Raw genomic sequence first — 17902 nt, forward strand, 5'->3', positions numbered from 1 at the left:
TGTTGCCATAGGTGCCCGCAGCCGCGTCCCGCACTGTCAGTCCCCCGTGCCATCCTTGACCCGATGGCCAGGAAAAGTGCTGCTGACGATCCGCTTGCCCCCGTGACGCTTGCCGTGGGGCAGGAGGAGCTGTTGCTCGATCGGGCCGTGCAGGAGGTGGTGCGGGCTGCCAAGGCTGCTGATGCCGATACCGATGTGCGGGATCTGGCTTCCGATCAGGTGCAGCCGGGCACGCTTGCCGAGCTGACCAGTCCCTCGCTCTTCGCCGAGCGAAAGGTCGTCGTCGTGCGGAATGCGCAGGATCTGTCCGCCGACACGATCAAGGATGTGAAGGCGTATCTCGGGGCGCCCGCCGAAGAGATCACGCTGGTGCTGCTGCACGCCGGTGGGGTCAAGGGCAAGGGGCTGCTCGATGCCGCCCGGAAGGCGGGGGCCCGGGAGGTCGCCTGTCCCAAGATGACCAAGCCCGCGGACCGGCTGGCCTTCGTACGGCAGGAGTTCCGGGCCACCGGACGGTCCGCCACCCCCGAGGCCTGTCAGGCGCTCGTCGACTCCATCGGGAGTGATCTGCGGGAGCTGGCGTCCGCCGTGACGCAGCTGGTCGCCGATGTCGAGGGGACCATCGACGAGGCCGTGGTCGGGCGGTACTACACGGGACGCGCCGAGGCCTCCAGCTTCACCGTCGCCGACCGGGCCGTGGAGGGCCGGGCCGCCGAGGCGCTGGAGGCGCTGCGCTGGTCCCTGGCCACCGGCGTGGCCCCCGTCCTGATCACCAGCGCCCTCGCACAGGGCGTCAGAGCCATCGGGAAGCTCTCCTCCGCCCGCGGCGGGCGGCCCGCCGACCTCGCCCGCGAGCTGGGCATGCCGCCCTGGAAGATCGACCGGGTGCGCCAGCAGATGCGCGGCTGGACGCCCGACGGGGTCGCCGTGGCGCTGAGGGCCGTCGCCGAGGCCGACGCCGGGGTCAAGGGCGGCGGGGACGACCCCGAGTACGCCCTGGAGAAGGCGGTCGTGATCATCGCGCGGGCGGCCCGTTCCAGAGGACGTTAGTCGCGACGGCGAGGAAAATCGTGCGTGTCAGCCACCATCGCCGGACTACGAAAGGTGGCGGTCGCCATGGCTGAACACCCCCACGCACAGCTTGTCCGCAAGGGATACGAGGCCTTCCAACGCGGTGACATGGACGCCCTGCGCGGGCTGATGTCGTCGGACTGCACCCACCACGTTCCCGGCAGCCACCCGCTGTCCGGTGACTACAAGGGCCAGGACGCGATCATCGAGATGTACGGCCGGCTCTTCGAGGAGACCGGCGGCACGATGAAAGCCGAACTGATGCATCTCATGGTCGACGGCCGCGGCCACTGCGTCGCCATGCACCGCTTCTCCGCCGAACGCAAGGGAAAGCGCATCGACGAGAAGGGCTGCATCATCTTCCGGATCGTCGGAGACAAGGCCACCGATCTCGACGAGTGTGTCGAGGACATCGACAAGGCCAACGACTTCTGGACATGACCCCGGCACACGCCGAAGGCCCCGGTGCCCGCCCTGGGGTAGGGCGAGGCGCCGGGGCCTTCGGTTGAAGCTGCTGGATCCGCACCCGCGTGGCGAACGCAGGCCGCGTGCGGATCCGGGGTGCCGGTCGGGAGCGGATGAGAGAGGGCCCGCTCTGGGTCCTTCCGGCGATCAGATCAAGAAAAAGGGTCAGCCCTTGAGCGCCGAGACCTTCGAAGCAAGCGCCGACTTCTTGTTGGCGGCCTGGTTCTTGTGGATGACGCCCTTCGAGACGGCCTTGTCGAGCTGACGCGCGGCAGCGCGCTGGTACTCGGTGGCCTTCTCGACGTCACCCGCGGCAGCGGCCTCACGGGCCTTGCGGATCGCGGTCTTCAGGGAGGACTTGACGGCCTTGTTGCGCAGCCGAGCCTTCTCGTTGGTCTTGATCCGCTTGATCTGGGACTTGATGTTCGCCACGAATGAGCCTCTACAGGTTCTGGCACGGGGCCGCACGGGAGCCGCACGGAATCCGCACCGGGTGATTTTCTTGGGGTGTGCCTCGCGCTGAGAGGGCATGAGACACAGCCACCCAGACTACCAGCGGCCCAGCATGCGGCCCAAACCGGTCTCCGGTCGCCACCCGTGGGACCATGGAGCCTACGTATAGACCCGATCGTTCCGACCCGAGACCGCAGACGGCTGCGGACACCTCAAGAATCAGGACCCTGCGTGCCCGCGATCCCTAGCCATGTGCCCGAACCGGGCCGAACCGACCCGGCTCTGATCCGCAATTTCTGCATCATCGCGCACATCGACCACGGCAAGTCCACGCTCGCCGACCGGATGCTCCAGCTGACCGGAGTGGTCGAGCAGCGGCAGATGCGCGCTCAGTACCTCGACCGCATGGACATCGAGCGCGAGCGCGGTATCACCATCAAGTCCCAGGCCGTGCGTCTGCCCTGGGCGCCCACCACGGACCCGGGCAACACGCACATCCTCAACATGATCGACACCCCGGGGCACGTCGACTTCACCTACGAGGTCTCCCGGTCGCTCGCCGCGTGCGAGGGCACCATCCTCCTGGTCGACGCCGCCCAGGGCATCGAGGCGCAGACCCTCGCCAACCTCTACCTGGCGATGGAGAACGACCTCACGATCATCCCCGTACTGAACAAGATCGACCTGCCGGCCGCGCAGCCCGAGAAGTTCGCCGAGGAGCTCGCCAACCTGGTCGGATGTGAGCCCGGCGACGTCCTGAGGGTCTCCGCCAAGACCGGTGTCGGCGTCGACGCGCTGCTCGACCGGGTCGTCCGCGAGGTCCCGGCGCCGGTCGGCGTCAAGGACGCCCCCGCCCGCGCGATGATCTTCGACTCGGTCTACGACTCCTACCGCGGTGTCGTGACGTACGTCCGTGTCATCGACGGCCAGCTCAGCAAGCGCGAGCGCATCAAGATGATGTCGACGGGTGCCACCCACGAGCTGCTGGAGATCGGCACCAACTCGCCGGAGATGCTCGGCGCCGACGGTCTCGGCGTCGGCGAGGTGGGCTATCTGATCACCGGTGTGAAGGACGTCCGCCAGTCCAAGGTCGGTGACACCGTCACCAGCCAGCACAAGGGCGCGACCGAGGCCCTCGGCGGTTACAAGGACCCGAAGCCGATGGTCTTCTCGGGTCTGTATCCGCTGGACGGCTCCGACTACCCCGAGCTGCGCGAGGCCCTCGACAAGCTCCAGCTCAACGACGCCGCCCTCGTCTACGAGCCGGAGACCTCCGCCGCCCTCGGCTTCGGCTTCCGCGTCGGCTTCCTCGGGCTGCTGCACCTCGACGTGATCCGTGAGCGTCTGGAGCGCGAGTTCGGACTCGACCTGATCGCCACCGCGCCGAACGTGGTCTACCGGGTGGTGATGGAGGACGGCACCGAGCACACCGTCACCAACCCGAGCGAGTTCCCCGAGGGCAAGATCAACGAGGTGTACGAGCCCGTCGTACGCGCCACGATCCTCGCCCCGACCGAGTTCATCGGCTCGATCATGGAGCTGTGCCAGACCCGGCGCGGCACCCTCCTCGGCATGGACTACCTGTCCGAGGACCGGGTCGAGATCCGCTACACGCTGCCGCTCGCGGAGATCGTCTTCGACTTCTTCGACCAGCTGAAGTCGAAGACGCGCGGTTACGCCTCCCTGGACTACGAGCCCACCGGCGAGCAGACCTCCAGCCTGGTCAAGGTCGACATCCTGCTGCACGGCGACAAGGTGGACGCCTTCTCCGCGATCACCCACAAGGACGCCGCGTACGCGTACGGCGTGCGGCTCGTCGCCAAGCTGCGCGAGCTGATCCCCCGGCAGGCCTTCGAGGTGCCCATCCAGGCCGCCATCGGCTCCCGGGTCATCGCCCGCGAGACCATCCGCGCCATCCGCAAGGACGTCCTCGCCAAGTGCTACGGCGGTGACATCTCCCGTAAGCGAAAGCTGCTGGAGAAGCAGAAGGAGGGCAAGAAGCGGATGAAGATGGTGGGTTCCGTGGAAGTTCCGCAGGAGGCCTTCATCGCCGTACTGAGCAGTGATGACAGCGCGGGGTCGGGCAAGGGCAAGAAGTAACCGCCGGTTACGTCCGCCCACCCCGGCAAAACGGGCACTCAGGGGTCCGTCGTACGAAAGTGCGGCGGGCCCCTGCGCATGTGAGGGGTAGGTCTCTGTAGGAAGTGACAGGGCGCGGACTCTTACGCCCCGGCCGGTCGCGCCTTACTCTGATCCCTGCTCGATAGTTACTCGCGAGTTAAACAACGGCACGCGAGTAGAACCAGCCGCATTCTGAGCCAGCCGCATCGTCGCGGGCCCCGGAGGATGTCGTGAGCGACACACAGACTTTGATCGAGAACCGTCCGCCGAGCGTGGCGGCCCTCTTCCTGGAGCGCGTGACGGCCACGCCGGACGCCGAGGCCTATCGCTATCCCGTGCCGAACGCAGCCGGGGAAGGCCCGGACGACTGGAAGTCGCTGAACTGGGGCGAGGCCGCCGAGCGGGTCTACGCGATCGCCGCCGGCCTGATCGAGCTGGGGGTGCAGCCCGAGCAGCGGGTCGCCCTCGCCTCCTCGACCCGGATCGAGTGGATCCTCGCCGACCTCGGCATCATGTGCGCCGGCGCGGCCACGACCACGATCTATCCGCAGACCAACGCGGAGGAGTCGGCGTTCATCCTCTCCGACTCCGACAGCCGGGTGCTGATCGCGGAGGACGCGGCCCAGCTCGCCAAGGCCGTCGAGAAGCGCGCCGAGCTGCCCGACCTCACGCATGTCGTGGTGATCGACCCGGCCGGCGTCGAGACCGCCGACTGGATCCTCACCCTGGACGAGCTGGAGAAGCGCGGCGCCGCCCGTCTGGAGAAGGACCCCGACCTGATCAAGGAGCGGGTCGGCGCGATCACCAAGGACCAGCTCGCCACCCTCATCTACACCTCCGGCACCACCGGGCGTCCCAAGGGTGTGCGGCTCCCGCACGACAACTGGTCGTACATGGCCAAGGCCATCGCCGCGACCGGGCTCGTCGGCCAGGACGACGTGCAGTACCTGTGGCTGCCGCTCGCGCACGTCTTCGGCAAGGTGCTCACCTCCGGCCAGATCGAGGTCGGCCATGTCACCGCCGTCGACGGCCGCGTCGACAAGATCATCGAGAATCTGCCGGTCGTCCAGCCGACGTACATGGCGGCCGTGCCGCGCATCTTCGAGAAGGTCTACAACGGGGTCGTCGCCAAGGCCCGTGCGGGCGGTGGCGCCAAGTACAAGATCTTCCAGTGGGCGGCCGAGGTGGCCCGCGAGTACGCCAAGGTCAGCCAGGACAACTTCCGGCGCACCGGCACCGCGTCCGTCCCCTTCGGGCTCGGCGCGAAGCACAAGGTCGCCGACGCGCTCGTCTACTCCAAGCTGCGGGAGGCCTTCGGCGGGCGGCTGCGCGCCTGTGTCTCCGGCTCGGTCGCGCTGGCCCCGGAGATCGGCTACTTCTTCGCCGGCGCCGGTATCCACATCCTGGAGGGCTACGGCCTGACCGAGTCCTCCGCGGCGTCCTTCGTCAACCCGGGCGAGGCGTACCGCACCGGCACGGTCGGCAAGCCGCTGCCCGGCTGCGAGGTCCGGATCGCCGACGACGGCGAGATCCTGCTGCGCGGGCCCGGGATCATGGAGGGCTACCACGGGCTGCCCGAGAAGACGGCGGAGGTGCTGGAGCCGGACGGGTGGTTCCACACCGGGGACATCGGCGAGCTGTCGCCCGACGGCTATCTGCGGATCACCGACCGCAAGAAGGACCTGTTCAAGACGTCCGGCGGCAAGTACATCGCGCCGACGGAGATCGAGGGCTCCTTCAAGTCGGTCTGCCCCTACGTCTCCAACATCCTGGTGCACGGCGCGGACAAGAACTTCTGTACGGCGCTCATCGCGCTGGACGAGGTCGCTCTTCTCGGCTGGGCCAAGGAGAACGGGATGGAGGGCAAGTCCTACGCGGAGATCGTGGCCGCGCCGGATACCGTCGCCCTGGTCGAGGGGTATGTGAAGCAGCTCAACGAGGGGCTTCAGCGGTGGCAGACCATCAAGAAGTTCCGGCTGCTGCCCCGGGATCTCGATGTGGAGCACGGTGAGATCACGCCGAGCCTGAAGCTGAAGCGGCCGGTGGTGGAGCGGGAGTACCAGCACCTCCTCGACGAGATGTACGCGGGTACGCGCGAGGCGTAGCTACGACGGCTCCTTGTTCAGCAGTTCGCGCAGTTCCTGGACCTCCGCCCGCAGCGCCTCCAGTTGGAGTTGCTTCTGGTGCAGGTCCAGGAACACCCTGACCTTTGCCCTGAGGATCCAGGGGTCGAAGGGCTTGGTCAGGTAGTCCGCGGCGCCCGTCGCATAGCCGCGGAAGGTGTAGTCGGCGTCGTCCTCCGCACCCGTGAGGAAGATGATCGGGACGTCCTTCGTCTGGTCGAGGCGTTTGATGTTCGCCGCCGTCTCGAAGCCGTCCATGCCCGGCATCCGGATGTCGAGCAGGACCAGGGCGAAGCGGTGGCGCAGCAGGGCCTTCATGGCCTCCTCGCCGGAACGGGCGCGTACCAGCGGCTCGTTGAGGGAACCCAGGACCGCCTCCAGTGCGATCAGGTTGTCCTCCATGTCGTCGACCAGGAGGATGCCGGCACGCTCGTCGTGCATGTCTTCGGCGTTCATGGCGTGGTCTCGTCGGCTCCCCCCGGGTCCAGCAGAGCACACACCACGGTGAGCAGTCGGTCGACGTCCACCGGCTTCGGTACGTAGTCGTTGGCGCCGCGCGCGATGGACTTCTCCCGGTCCCCGGGCATCGCCTTCGCGGTCAGCGCGACGATGGGCAGGCCCACCCAGCGGCGGGCGCGGCGGATGGCGGCGATGGTCTCGTAGCCGTCCATCTCCGGCATCATGATGTCCATCAGGATGAGTTCGACGTCCGGGTTGCGCTCCAGCGTCTCTATGCCCTCGCGGCCGTTCTCCGCGTAGAGCACCGGCATCCCGACCCGGCCGAGCACATGGGTCAGCGCGAACACATTGCGGATGTCGTCGTCCACGATCAGCACCCGCCGCCCGGACAGGATCTGCCCCGCCCGCCCCGACTGCCACTCCTCCAGCCTGGTCGGCGCGGGCCAGGCGTCGTCGGCCTCCGGCACGGTGGACACCTGCTCCGGCATCAGTACGGCGCTCCTGTCCTCGGTCACCGGATGGCCCGGGCTGACGACAGGGACGTACAGGGTGAAGGTGGAGCCCTTGCCGGGCTCGCTCTCGGCGACGATACGGCCGCCCAGCAGGCCCGCGATCTCCCGGCTGATGGACAGACCGAGGCCGGTGCCGCCGTACTTGCGGTTGGTGGTGCCGTCGGCCTGCTGGAACGCCTCGAAGATCACCGGGAGTTTCTCCGGCGCGATCCCGATGCCGGTGTCGGACACCTCGAAGGCGATCACCTCGCCGCTCTCCCGGACGCCCACGAGTTCGGGCTCCGTGACCCGGCCGACCCGCAGCTCGACCCGGCCCGACGCGGTGAACTTGATGGCGTTGGACAGCAGATTGCGCAGGATCTGCTGGAGGCGCTGCTCGTCCGAGTACATCTCGCGCGGGACGTCCTCACCGACCGACACCTCGAAGGCGAGCCCCCGGTCGTGGGTGAGGGGGCGGAACGTGGCGTGGACGTAGTCCAGGAGCTTGATCAGCGGCAGGCGCTTGGGGCGTACGTCCATCCGGCCCGCCTCGATCTTCGACAGATCGAGGATGTCGTTGATCAGCTGGAGGAGGTCCGAGCCCGAGCGGTGGATCGTCGACGCGAACTGGACCTCCTGGTCGGACAGATGACCGTCCGGGTTGTCCGAGAGCAGCCTGGCCAGGATCAGCAGGGAGTTCAGCGGGGTGCGCAGCTCGTGCGACATGTTGGCCAGGAACTCCGACTTGTACTGCGAGGAGGTGGCCAGCAGGGCTGCCTTCTCCTCCAGTTCGGCGTTCGAGCGCTGCAACTCCGCCTGCTGCTTCTGGAGTTCGTCCGAGCGCTCCTGGAGCTGCATGGCGAGGCGCTGGGACTCGCCGAGCAGGGACTCGGTGCGGGAGTTGGCGATGATGGTGTTGATCGCGACGCCGATGGTGTTCACGAACTGGTCGAAGAAGGCCAGGTGGACATCGGAGAAGCGGGAGAAGGACGCCAGTTCGATCACCCCGAGGAGCTTGTCCTCGAAGAGGATCGGGATGATGACGATGGTGGTGGGGGCCGCTTCCCCCAGCCCGCTGTTGATCTTGATGTAGTCCGGTGGGGCCCCCTCGACGAGAATGCGCTTCTTCTCCCGGGCCGCCTGCCGGACCAGGCCGTGCACGGGCAGTCCGCCGGTCTCCACGGTCGCGCCCTGGGCGGCGCCGTAGCCGGCGATGAAGGCGAGGCCCTTCGCGGGCACCATGGTGCGCAGCGCGCTGTCCTCGTCGGGGTCGGCCAGGTAGAAGGCGCCGTACTGGGCGTTCACCAGCGGGGTCAGCTCGCGCAGGATGAGGTCGGCGACCTCCATCAGGTCCCGGTGGCCCTGCATCAGGGCGGCGAGACGGGCGAGGTTGGATTCCAGCCAGTCCTTGGCGCGGGTCGTCTCGCGCAGGTTGGCCACCATCAGGTTGATGTTGTCCTTGAGCTCGGCCACCTCGCCCTGTGTCTCCACGGTGATCGAACGGGACATGTCGCCCTGCGCCACGGCCGAGGCCACCTCCGCGATGGCGCGGACCTGGGTGGTGAGGTTCAGGGCGAGCTCGTTCACATTGGTCGTCAGGCGCTTCCAGGTGCCGTACACGCCCTCCACCCGGGCCTGGCCGCCGAGCTGTCCCTCCGAGCCCACCTCGCGGGCCACGCGGGTGACCTCGGAGGAGAAGGAGGAGAGCGTGTCGACCATGGTGTTGATGGTGGTCTTGAGCTCCAGGATCTCGCCGCGCGCGTCCACGTCGATCTTCTTCGACAGGTCGCCCTGGGCGACGGCGGTGGCGACCTGGGCGATATTGCGGACCTGCGAAGTGAGGTTGTCCGCCATGTAGTTGACGTTGTCCGTCAGATCCCGCCAGACGCCGGAGACGCCGAGCACCTGGGCCCGTCCGCCGAGCCGTCCGTCGGTGCCGACCTCGCGGGCCACCCTCGTCACCTCGTCGGCGAAGGCGCGCAGTTGCTCCACCATCGTGTTGACGGTGTCCTTGAGTTCGAGGATCTCGCCCCGGGCATCGACGGTGATCTTCTTCGACAGGTCGCCGTTGGCCACCGCCGTGGTCACCTGGGCGATGTTGCGGACCTGCGAAGTGAGGTTCAGGGCCATGAAGTTGACGTTGTCGGTGAGGTCCTTCCAGACCCCGCTCACGCCCCGCACCTGCGCCTGACCGCCGAGGTTTCCCTCGGTGCCGACCTCGCGGGCCACGCGCGTCACCTCGTCGGCGAAGGCGGAGAGCTGGTCGACCATCGTGTTGATGGTGGACTTCAGCTCCAGGATCTCGCCCTTCGCTTCCACGGTGATCTTCTTGCCGAGGTCGCCCTGGGCCACGGCGGTGGAGACGAGGGCGATGTTCCGCACCTGTGAGGTGAGGTTGTCGGCCATGAAGTTGACGTTGTCGGTGAGGTCCTTCCAGACGCCCGACACACCGCGCACCTGAGCCCGGCCGCCGAGGTTTCCCTCGGTGCCGACCTCGCGGGCGACGCGGGTCACCTCGTCGGCGAACGCGGAGAGCTGGTCGACCATCGTGTTGATGGTGGACTTCAGCTCCAGGATCTCGCCCTGGGCGTCGACGGTGATCTTCTGACTCAGATCTCCGTTGGCGACGGCCGTGGTCACCTGGGCGATGTTGCGGACCTGTGAAGTCAGGTTCGACGCCATGAAGTTGACGTTGTCCGTGAGGTCCTTCCAGACCCCGGAGACACCCCGCACCTGAGCCCGGCCGCCCAACTGGCCCTCGGTGCCGACCTCGCGGGCGACCCGGGTCACCTCGTCGGCGAAGGCGGAGAGCTGGTCGACCATCGTGTTGACGGTCAGCTTCAGTTCGAGCAGTTCGCCGGTCGCCTCGACGGTGACCGTACGGGTCAGGTCGCCGCGCGCCACGGCCGTCGTCACCAGGGCGATGTCGCGCACCTGTGCCGTCAGCCGGGACGCCATGGTGTTGACGGCCTCGGTCACATCCCGCCAACTGCCCGAAAGGCCCTGCACCTTGGCCCGCCCGCCGAGCCGTCCCTCGGTGCCGACCTCGCGGGCCACCCGGGTCACCTCGCCGGTGAACAGGGAGAGCTGGTCGACCATCTTGTTCACGGCCCGGCCGAGGCGCCGCAGATCGCCGCGTAACTGCCGGGAGCCGTCGTGCAGATCGACCCGCTGGGTCAGATCGCCGCCCGCCACCGCGTCCAGCACCCGCGTCGCGTTGGCCGCCGGGGCCACGATGGCGTCGAGGAGCTGGTTCACGTCGTTGACCCGGGCCGTCCACGCACCCTGGCCCGGGCTCGCCGCCAGCCGCTCGTCGAGCCGGCCGTGCCGTACGAGCTCTCTCCTGACCCGCTGCACCTCGGAGTTGAAGTGCAGACTGCGCTTCATGATCTGGTTGTAGGCCGCGACGAGTTCGGCCACCACACCGGTGCCGGGATCGGCCACTTCGCGGAAATCGCCGTCCCGGGCTGCCGCCAGCGCGGCGAGCAGAGGACGCAGATCCGATGCTCGAATCTGACCGTCTTCGAGCACGCGTGTACCACTCTTCTCACTCATGGCGGCCCACTTCGGTAACTCGGTGCTTATGGGCGTGGCCAGTCTGTCACTCTGTCCGCGTCGACCGAGGCTATTCGTCCGAACCGCTCGGGGAGCTGTCCATGGGGGCCATTCCGGCGCAACGGGAGACCGCTTCCCGGGCCTCTGATGTGCCTGTGCACGAGAGCGTGCGTCCGCGCGCGTGGACCTGCGCGACCCTGCCCGGAAGCCCCCTCGCGCCGGGCTCCGCCCGCGCACTCGTACGCGCCGGCCTCACCGAGTGGGCCGAACTCGGTCTGCCCGGCACCGAACAGCACACCCGCCGCCTCGCCGACGACGCCGTCCTGGTCGTGAGCGAGCTCGTCACCAACGCCGTCGTCCACGCCGGTACCGACGTCGAGCTGGTCTGCCGGACGGAGGAGGAGACCGGCGCGATCGTCGTCGAGGTCTCCGACCGCCACCCCTCGCGCGCCCCGCGCGACGGCGCGAGCGAACCGGCGTACGGCACCTCGGAGTACGGGCGCGGACTGAGCCTGGTCGCCCGGCTCGCCGAGTCCTGGGGCGTGACGTACCGCACCGGCGTGAAGACCGTGTGGGCGCGGCTTCCCGCGGAGGAACACCAGGAGGAGGCCGGGACCCCGCGCCCCCTCTCGATACCGGGCCCCGGACCGCGTCGGCCCGAGCGCGACCGGGACTGGCTGGGCCGGGGTGCCCTGTCCTTCCTCGCCGAGGCCTCCGACCTGCTCGCCGGGCAGCTCGACGAGGACCTGGTCGCCGCGCTCACCGGGCAACTGCTCGTGCCCCGGCTCGCCGACTGGTGCGCGGTGTGGCTGGAGGACGAGCTCACCGGGCGCGGCTGGGGACCGCATGGCACCGCGGGCGCCGGACCCCGGCTCGCCCGGGTCTGGCACGGCAGCGAGAACCGCATCGGGGAACTGCGCGTGGCGCTGGAGAAGGAGCCGCCCCGCCCGGACGACCTGCGCTCCGGGCCCGTGCCGCACCCCTGGCCCGGTGAGGCGCTGGAGCCCGCGGGCACGTCATTGGCGTACCGCCTGATCGCGGGCGGCCGGCCGCTGGGCACGCTCGTCATCGGGCGGGCCGGTCCCGCGGACTTCCCCGACGAGGTCACCGGGCTCGTGGAGGACCTCGGCCGCCGGGTCGCGCTCGCCATCGGCGCGGCCCGGCAGTACGCCCGCCAGGCCACCATCAGCGCGGTCCTGCAGCGTGGACTGCTGCCCGGCGCCGTCGCCGAGATCCCGGGGGTGCGCAGCGCCCTCGTCTACGAGCCCTGCGACAAGGGCGGACCGAGCGGCGACTTCTACGACGTGTTCCCGGCCGCCGACGGCCGCTGGTGCTTCGCCGTCGGCGACGTCCAGGGCAAGGGCCCGGAGGCGGCGGTGGTGATCGGCCTGGCCCGCCCCTGGCTACGGCTGCTGGCCCGCGAGGGGTACCGCGTCGCCGACGTCCTGGACCGGCTCAACCAGCTCCTCCTCGACGACGCCACGGAGGCCGCGGACGCCGGAGCGCGCGCCCTGGTCGGCCCCGCGGCGCCGGGCGACGGCCCGCAGACCCGCTTCCTGTCCCTCCTGTACGGCGAACTGGCCCCCTTCGACGGCGGCGTCCGCTGCACCCTCGCCTCCGCCGGACACCCGCTGCCGCTGCTGCTCGGCCCCGACGGGGACGTCCGTACGGCCGCGCGGCCGCAGACCCTCCTCGGGGTCATCGAGGACGCCACGTACACCAGCGAGACCCTTGAGCTGCGGCCCGGGGACAGCCTGCTGTGTGTCACGGACGGGGTGACGGAGCGGCGCAGCGGCTCACGCCAGTTCGACGACGGGGACGGGCTCGCGGCGGCGCTCGCCGGGTGTGCGGGGCTGAGCGCGCAGTCGATCGCGGAGCGGATCCGGCGACTCGTGCACGACTTCGGGGGCCGGCCGCCGGAGGACGATCTGGCGCTGCTGGTGCTCCAGGCCGAGTAAAGGCGCGGAGTGCTCGGGTGCCGAGCAACGGTCCGGGGTGCTGGACAATGGAAGGCATGCCTTCCGCACTCCCCGACGGCGAGCCGGTCCCCGACGACGGCACGCTGCCCGCCGCCGCGCTCGCCGGCGCGGCCGACCGCCCGCTCGGCTTCTACCTGCACGTCCCCTACTGCGCGACCCGCTGCGGGTACTGCGACTTCAACACCTACACCGCCACCGAACTGCGCGGGACGGGTGGCGTCCTCGCCTCCCGCGACAACTACGCGGACACCCTGATCGACGAGATCCGGCTGGCGCGGAAGGTACTGGGCGACGACCCGCGCGCGGTGCGGACGGTCTTCGTGGGCGGCGGTACGCCGACACTGCTGGCGGCGGACGATCTCGTACGGATGCTCGGGGCGATCAGGGACGAGTTCGGTCTCGCGCCCGGCGCGGAGGTCACGACGGAGGCGAACCCGGAGTCGGTGGATCCGGCGTACCTCTCCCGGCTGCGGGAGGGCGGTTTCAACCGGATCTCCTTCGGTATGCAGAGCGCGAAGCAGCATGTGCTGAAGGTGCTGGACCGGACGCATACGCCGGGCCGTCCGGAGGCATGCGTGGCGGAGGCGAAGGCGGCCGGGTTCTCGCACGTCAACCTCGACTTGATCTACGGCACCCCGGGGGAGACGGACGAGGACTGGCGGGCGTCGCTGGATTCGTCGATCGGCGCCGGTCCTGACCACGTCTCGGCGTACGCGCTGATCGTCGAGGAGGGCACGCAGCTCGCGCGCCGCATCCGCCGGGGCGAGGTCCCGATGACCGACGACGACGTCCACGCGGACCGCTATCTGATGGCGGAGTCCGTACTGTCCTCGGCGGGCTTCGAGTGGTACGAGGTCTCCAACTGGGCGACCTCTGCGGCCGGCCGGTGCCTGCACAACGAGCTGTACTGGCGGGGCGCCGACTGGTGGGGCGCCGGTCCGGGAGCGCACTCGCACGTGGGCGGGGTGCGCTGGTGGAACGTGAAGCATCCGGGGGCGTACGCGGCGGCGCTTACGGGTGGGCGCTCCCCTGGAGCGGGGCGTGAGCTGCTGTCGGACGAGGACCGGCGGGTGGAGCGGATCCTGCTGGAGCTGCGGCTGCGGGAGGGGGCGCCGCTCGATCTCCTGCGCGCGGACGGGCTCGCGGCCGCACGCCGGGCGCTGGGCGAGGGGCTGCTTCAGGAGGGGCCGTACGACGAGGGGCGGGCGGTGCTGACGCTTCGGGGGCGGTTGCTGGCGGACGCGGTGGTGCGGGATCTGGTGGACTGATCAGTCCGTGGCCGTGACGAAGTCGATCAGTTCCTCGACGCGTCCCAGCAGCTCCGGTTCCAGGTCCTTGTACGACCCCACCCGCGCCAGAATCGCCTGCCAGACCGCGCCGGTGTTCTCCGACGGCCAGCCCAGGGCCCTGCACACGCCCGTCTTCCAGTCCTGGCCGTGCGGTACGCGCGGCCACCCCGCGATCCCCAGGGCCGACGGTTTCACCGCCTCCCAGATGTCGATGTACGGGTGGCCGACGACCAGCGCGTGTTCGCTGGTCACCTCCTGTGCGATCCGCCACTCCTTCGAGCCCGGCACCAGGTGGTCCACCAGGATGCCCAGCCGGGCGTCGGGGCCCGGGGCGAAGTCGGAGACGATCGCGGGGAGGTCGTCCACGCCCTCCAGGTACTCCACCACCACGCCCTCGATGCGCAGGTCGTCGCCCCAGACCTTCTCCACCAGTTCCGCGTCGTGGCGGCCCTCGACGTAGATGCGTCCGGCGCGGGCCACGCGTGCGCGGGCGCCGGGAACGGCCAGCGAGCCGGAGGCGGTCCGGGCCGGGCGGACCCGTCCTGAAGCCGGTCGTACCAGCGTCACCACCCTGCCCTCCAGCAGGAAGCCCCTCGGCTCCAGGGGGAACACCCGGTGCTTGCCGAAGCGGTCCTCCAGGGTGACCGTTCCCGCCTCGCAGCGGATCACCGCGCCGCAGAAGCCGGTGCCGGGCTCCTCCACCACCAGGCCGGGCTCCGCCTCGACCTCGGGGACCGGCTTGGGCTTCTTCCACGGCGGGGTCAGGTCCGCAGAGTACTGGCGCATTCGGATGACGATAGGAGAAGCCGTACGGCGATCAGAGCGACACGCCGAAACGGGCCGCCAGGGCGTCTCGCTGCCGCCGTACGAACGCCGCGTCCACCACCGCTCCGTGGCCGGGCACGTACAGCGCGTCCTCGCCGCCCAAGGACAGCAGGCGGTCCAATGCCGCCGGCCACTGGGACGGTACGGCGTCCGGGCCCGCCTGGGGTTCGCCGGACTCCTCGACCAGGTCGCCGCAGAAGACGGCCTCGGGGCTGCCCGGGACCAGGACGACCAGGTCGTGGGCGGTGTGGCCGGGTCCGACGTTGGCCAGGAGGACCTGGCGGCCGGGGCCGAGGTCCAGGGTCCACTCGCCGGAGACGTGGTGGCGGGGTTGCACCAGGGTGTCCACCGCCTCGTCCGCCGCGCGCGCGTCCATGCCGTGGCGTACCGCGTCCGCGCGCAGCTCCGCCCGCCCGTGCGGCCCGTACACCGAGTCGACGCCCACCGCGCCGTAGACCTCCGCGCCCGCGAACGCCGCCGCCCCGAAGACATGGTCGAAGTGCGGATGGGTCAGCGCGAGATGGGTCACACGGTGACCGGCGAGCGCCTCCGCCCGCATCCGCAGCCGCGCCCCCTCGGCCAGGCTCGACCCGGCGTCGACCACCAGCGCCGTACCCTCGCCGACGACCAGCCCCGCCGTACAGTCCCAGCCCGGCAGCCGGCACCGCCCCACACCGTCCGCGACCCGCTCCCACCCGAGCTCTTCCCAAGTCACCGTCATACCGCGACGCTAGCTGTACGAGCCGTCACAGCAGGACCGACCTTGCCGGGGGAGTACCCCACCGCCGTACACTGGGGCCGGGAACGCTGGCACTCGGACGGACAGAGTGCCAGGCGAGGCGCCCCGGGGGACTGGGGGACGACTTCTGGAGGTGAGCGCGGATGCTGAGCGAACGCAGGCTTCAGGTGCTGCGCGCCATCGTCCAGGACTATGTGGGCACCGAGGAGCCGGTGGGGTCGAAGGCCCTGACCGAGCGGCACAACCTCGGCGTCTCCCCGGCGACCGTCCGCAACGACATGGCGGCGCTGGAGGACGAGGGCTACATCGCTCAGCCGCACACCAGCGCCGGCCGCATCCCGACGGACAAGGGCTACCGCCTCTTCGTCGACAAGCTGGCCGGCGTCAAGCCGATGACCGGGCCCGAGCGGCGTGCCATCCAGAGCTTTCTCGAAGGCGCCGTCGATCTCGACGACGTCGTCGCTCGGACGGTGCGGCTGCTGGCCCAGCTCACCCGGCAGGTCGCGGTCGTGCAGTATCCGTCGCTCACCCGCTCCACCGTGCGCCATGTCGAGCTGCTCTCGCTCGCTCCCGCGCGCGTGATGCTCGTGCTGATCACGGACACCGGGCGGGTCGAACAGCGGATGGTCGACTGCCCGGCGCCGTTCGGCGAGACGTCGCTGGCCGATCTGCGGGCGCGGCTGAACAGCCGGGTCGCGGGCCGGCGCTTCACCGATGTGCCGACGCTCGTCGAGGACCTCCCCGAGGGCTTCGACACGGAGGACCGCGGCACGGTCTCGGCCGTCCTCTCCACACTGCTGGAGACGCTGGTCGAGGAGAACGAGGAGCGGCTGATGATCGGCGGCACCGCCAATCTCACCCGCTTCGGACATGACTTCCCCCTCACCATCCGGCCCGTCCTGGAGGCCCTTGAGGAGCAGGTGGTGCTCCTCAAACTCCTTGGTGAGGCGGGGGATTCGGGCATGACCGTGCGCATCGGGCACGAGAACGCCTATGAGGGACTCAACTCCACGTCTGTCGTGTCGGTCGGCTACGGTTCGGGCGGCGAGGCAGTCGCCAAGCTCGGCGTGGTCGGACCGACCCGCATGGATTACCCGGGAACGATGGGAGCGGTACGCGCAGTGGCACGGTACGTCGGACAGATCCTGGCGGAGTCGTAAGTGGCCACGGACTACTACGCCGTTCTCGGCGTGCGTCGCGACGCGTCGCAGGAAGAGATCAAGAAGGCCTTCCGGCGGCTCGCGCGCGAGCTGCACCCGGACGTCAACCCCGATCCGAAGACCCAGGAGCGGTTCAAGGAGATCAACGCCGCTTACGAGGTGCTCTCGGACCCGCAGAAGAAGCAGGTCTACGACCTCGGCGGCGACCCGCTGTCCCAGGCGGGCGGCGCGGGCGCGGGCGGGTTCGGCGCGGGTGGCTTCGGGAACTTCTCGGACATCATGGACGCTTTCTTCGGTACGGCGTCGCAGCGCGGTCCGCGCTCGCGTACCCGCCGTGGCCAGGACGCCATGATCCGTCTGGAGATCGAGCTCGACGAGGCGGCCTTCGGAACGACGAAGGACATCCAGGTCGACACGGCGGTCGTCTGCAACACCTGTAACGGTGAGGGCGCCGCGCCGGGGACCTCCGCGCAGACATGTGACATGTGCCGCGGGCGCGGTGAGGTGTCGCAGGTGACGCGGTCCTTCCTGGGCCAGGTCATGACCTCGCGGCCGTGTCCGCAGTGCCAGGGCTTCGGCACGGTGGTTCCGACGCCGTGCCCGGAGTGCGCCGGTGACGGTCGCGTACGGTCGCGTCGCACCCTGACGGTCAAGATCCCGGCCGGTGTCGACAACGGCACGCGGATCCAGCTCGCCGGTGAGGGCGAGGTCGGGCCCGGTGGCGGTCCGGCCGGTGACCTGTACGTCGAGATCCATGAGCTGCCGCATGCGATGTTCCAGCGGCGCGGGGACGATCTGCACTGCACGGTGACGATCCCGATGACGGCGGCGTCCCTCGGCACGAAGGTGCCGCTGGAGACCCTCGACGGCATGGAGGAGGTCGACATCCGCCCGGGCACCCAGTCCGGTCAGTCGATCCCGCTGCACGGCCGGGGCGTCACGCATCTGCGCGGCGGCGGCCGGGGCGACCTGATCGTCCACGTCGAGGTCCAGACCCCGACCAAGCTCGACCCGGAGCAGGAGCGGTTGCTGCGCGAGCTGGCGAAACTGCGGGGCGAGGAGCGGCCGCAGGGGCAGTTCCAGCCCGGTCAGCAAGGCCTGTTCTCGCGGCTGAAGGACGCGTTCAACGGTCGCTGAGGCGAGTTGGGCGGACTGCTGGGGGTTCGGGGGTC

At 69.7% G+C, this 17902-nt stretch carries 12 protein-coding genes and 1 pseudogene; 8 read left to right on the forward strand and 5 right to left on the reverse strand.

The window, feature by feature from the left end; translation table 11 throughout:
• The first annotated feature begins 63 nt into the window (after positions 1–63).
• Positions 64–1050 carry a DNA polymerase III subunit delta gene (gene holA, locus RMT89_RS30280; protein ID WP_315886961.1) on the forward strand — a complete coding sequence of 329 codons (987 nt, stop codon included), beginning with the start codon at positions 64–66 and terminating at the stop codon, positions 1048–1050.
• Between the two features lie 66 nt (positions 1051–1116).
• On the forward strand, positions 1117–1512 hold the full coding sequence (locus RMT89_RS30285; RefSeq protein WP_315886962.1) for a nuclear transport factor 2 family protein: 396 nt from the start codon (positions 1117–1119) through the stop codon (positions 1510–1512).
• Positions 1513–1701: 189 nt separating this feature from the next.
• Here the strand turns inward: RMT89_RS30285 and rpsT are convergent, their stop codons facing one another.
• The gene (gene rpsT / locus RMT89_RS30290) at positions 1702–1968 is read right to left on the reverse strand and encodes a 30S ribosomal protein S20 (protein WP_274238865.1); all 267 of its coding nucleotides are present in this window, start codon (positions 1966–1968) and stop codon (positions 1702–1704) included.
• A 252-nt stretch (positions 1969–2220) separates the two neighbouring features.
• Between rpsT and lepA the strand changes: the two genes are divergently transcribed.
• Positions 2221–4089, forward strand: a complete 1869-nt coding sequence (gene lepA, locus RMT89_RS30295; protein WP_315886963.1) for a translation elongation factor 4 — start codon at positions 2221–2223, stop codon at positions 4087–4089.
• A 251-nt stretch (positions 4090–4340) separates the two neighbouring features.
• On the forward strand, positions 4341–6215 hold the full coding sequence (locus RMT89_RS30300) for an AMP-dependent synthetase/ligase (protein ID WP_315886964.1): 1875 nt from the start codon (positions 4341–4343) through the stop codon (positions 6213–6215).
• Between the two features lie 30 nt (positions 6216–6245).
• On the opposite strand, the pseudogene RMT89_RS30305 reads toward RMT89_RS30300, so the two are convergent.
• Positions 6246–6689: pseudogene (locus RMT89_RS30305) on the reverse strand (two-component system response regulator); the annotation flags it as partial.
• Positions 6686–10738, reverse strand: a complete 4053-nt coding sequence (locus RMT89_RS30310) for a HAMP domain-containing protein (RefSeq protein ID WP_315886966.1) — start codon at positions 10736–10738, stop codon at positions 6686–6688. The pseudogene RMT89_RS30305 and the gene RMT89_RS30310, both read right to left, overlap by 4 nt.
• A gap of 101 nt (positions 10739–10839) precedes the next feature.
• Here RMT89_RS30310 and RMT89_RS30315 point away from each other — a divergent pair, with 101 nt between their 5' ends.
• Together RMT89_RS30315 and hemW are read left to right on the forward strand one after the other, a co-directional pair.
• Positions 10840–12696, forward strand: a complete 1857-nt coding sequence (locus tag RMT89_RS30315) for a SpoIIE family protein phosphatase (protein ID WP_315886967.1) — start codon at positions 10840–10842, stop codon at positions 12694–12696.
• 56 nt (positions 12697–12752) lie between these two features.
• Positions 12753–13985 (forward strand): radical SAM family heme chaperone HemW, encoded by a 1233-nt coding sequence (gene hemW, locus RMT89_RS30320; RefSeq protein WP_315886968.1) that lies wholly within the window; start codon positions 12753–12755, stop codon positions 13983–13985.
• Here hemW and RMT89_RS30325 read toward each other — a convergent pair whose 3' ends face one another.
• Positions 13986–14792, reverse strand: coding sequence for a DUF3097 domain-containing protein (locus RMT89_RS30325; protein WP_315886969.1), 807 nt, complete (start codon positions 14790–14792; stop codon positions 13986–13988).
• A gap of 31 nt (positions 14793–14823) precedes the next feature.
• Positions 14824–15552, reverse strand: coding sequence for an MBL fold metallo-hydrolase (locus tag RMT89_RS30330; protein ID WP_315886970.1), 729 nt, complete (start codon positions 15550–15552; stop codon positions 14824–14826).
• A gap of 161 nt (positions 15553–15713) precedes the next feature.
• On the opposite strand from RMT89_RS30330, the gene hrcA reads away from it, so the two are divergent.
• Positions 15714–16730 carry a heat-inducible transcriptional repressor HrcA gene (gene hrcA / locus RMT89_RS30335; RefSeq protein ID WP_315886971.1) on the forward strand — a complete coding sequence of 339 codons (1017 nt, stop codon included), beginning with the start codon at positions 15714–15716 and terminating at the stop codon, positions 16728–16730.
• Positions 16731–17867 (forward strand): molecular chaperone DnaJ, encoded by a 1137-nt coding sequence (dnaJ, locus tag RMT89_RS30340; RefSeq protein WP_315886972.1) that lies wholly within the window; start codon positions 16731–16733, stop codon positions 17865–17867.
• The last annotated feature ends 35 nt before the right edge of the window (positions 17868–17902 follow it).

The sequence above is a fragment of the Streptomyces sp. P17 genome, from assembly GCF_032436805.1.
Lineage (GTDB): Bacteria > Actinomycetota > Actinomycetes > Streptomycetales > Streptomycetaceae > Streptomyces.

Bases quoted from the DNA above. Each gene is read 5' to 3' on its own strand.
- holA (WP_315886961.1), top strand. From the start codon at position 64: ATGGCCAGGAAAAGTGCTGCTGACGATCCGCTTGCCCCCGTGACGCTT.
- RMT89_RS30325 (WP_315886969.1), bottom strand. From the start codon at position 14,792: ATGCGCCAGTACTCTGCGGACCTGACCCCGCCGTGGAAGAAGCCCAAG.
- hrcA (WP_315886971.1), top strand. From the start codon at position 15,714: ATGCTGAGCGAACGCAGGCTTCAGGTGCTGCGCGCCATCGTCCAGGAC.
- RMT89_RS30330 (WP_315886970.1), bottom strand. From the start codon at position 15,552: ATGACGGTGACTTGGGAAGAGCTCGGGTGGGAGCGGGTCGCGGACGGT.
- hemW (WP_315886968.1), top strand. From the start codon at position 12,753: ATGCCTTCCGCACTCCCCGACGGCGAGCCGGTCCCCGACGACGGCACG.
- RMT89_RS30310 (WP_315886966.1), bottom strand. From the start codon at position 10,738: ATGAGTGAGAAGAGTGGTACACGCGTGCTCGAAGACGGTCAGATTCGA.
- RMT89_RS30315 (WP_315886967.1), top strand. From the start codon at position 10,840: ATGGGGGCCATTCCGGCGCAACGGGAGACCGCTTCCCGGGCCTCTGAT.
- RMT89_RS30285 (WP_315886962.1), top strand. From the start codon at position 1,117: ATGGCTGAACACCCCCACGCACAGCTTGTCCGCAAGGGATACGAGGCC.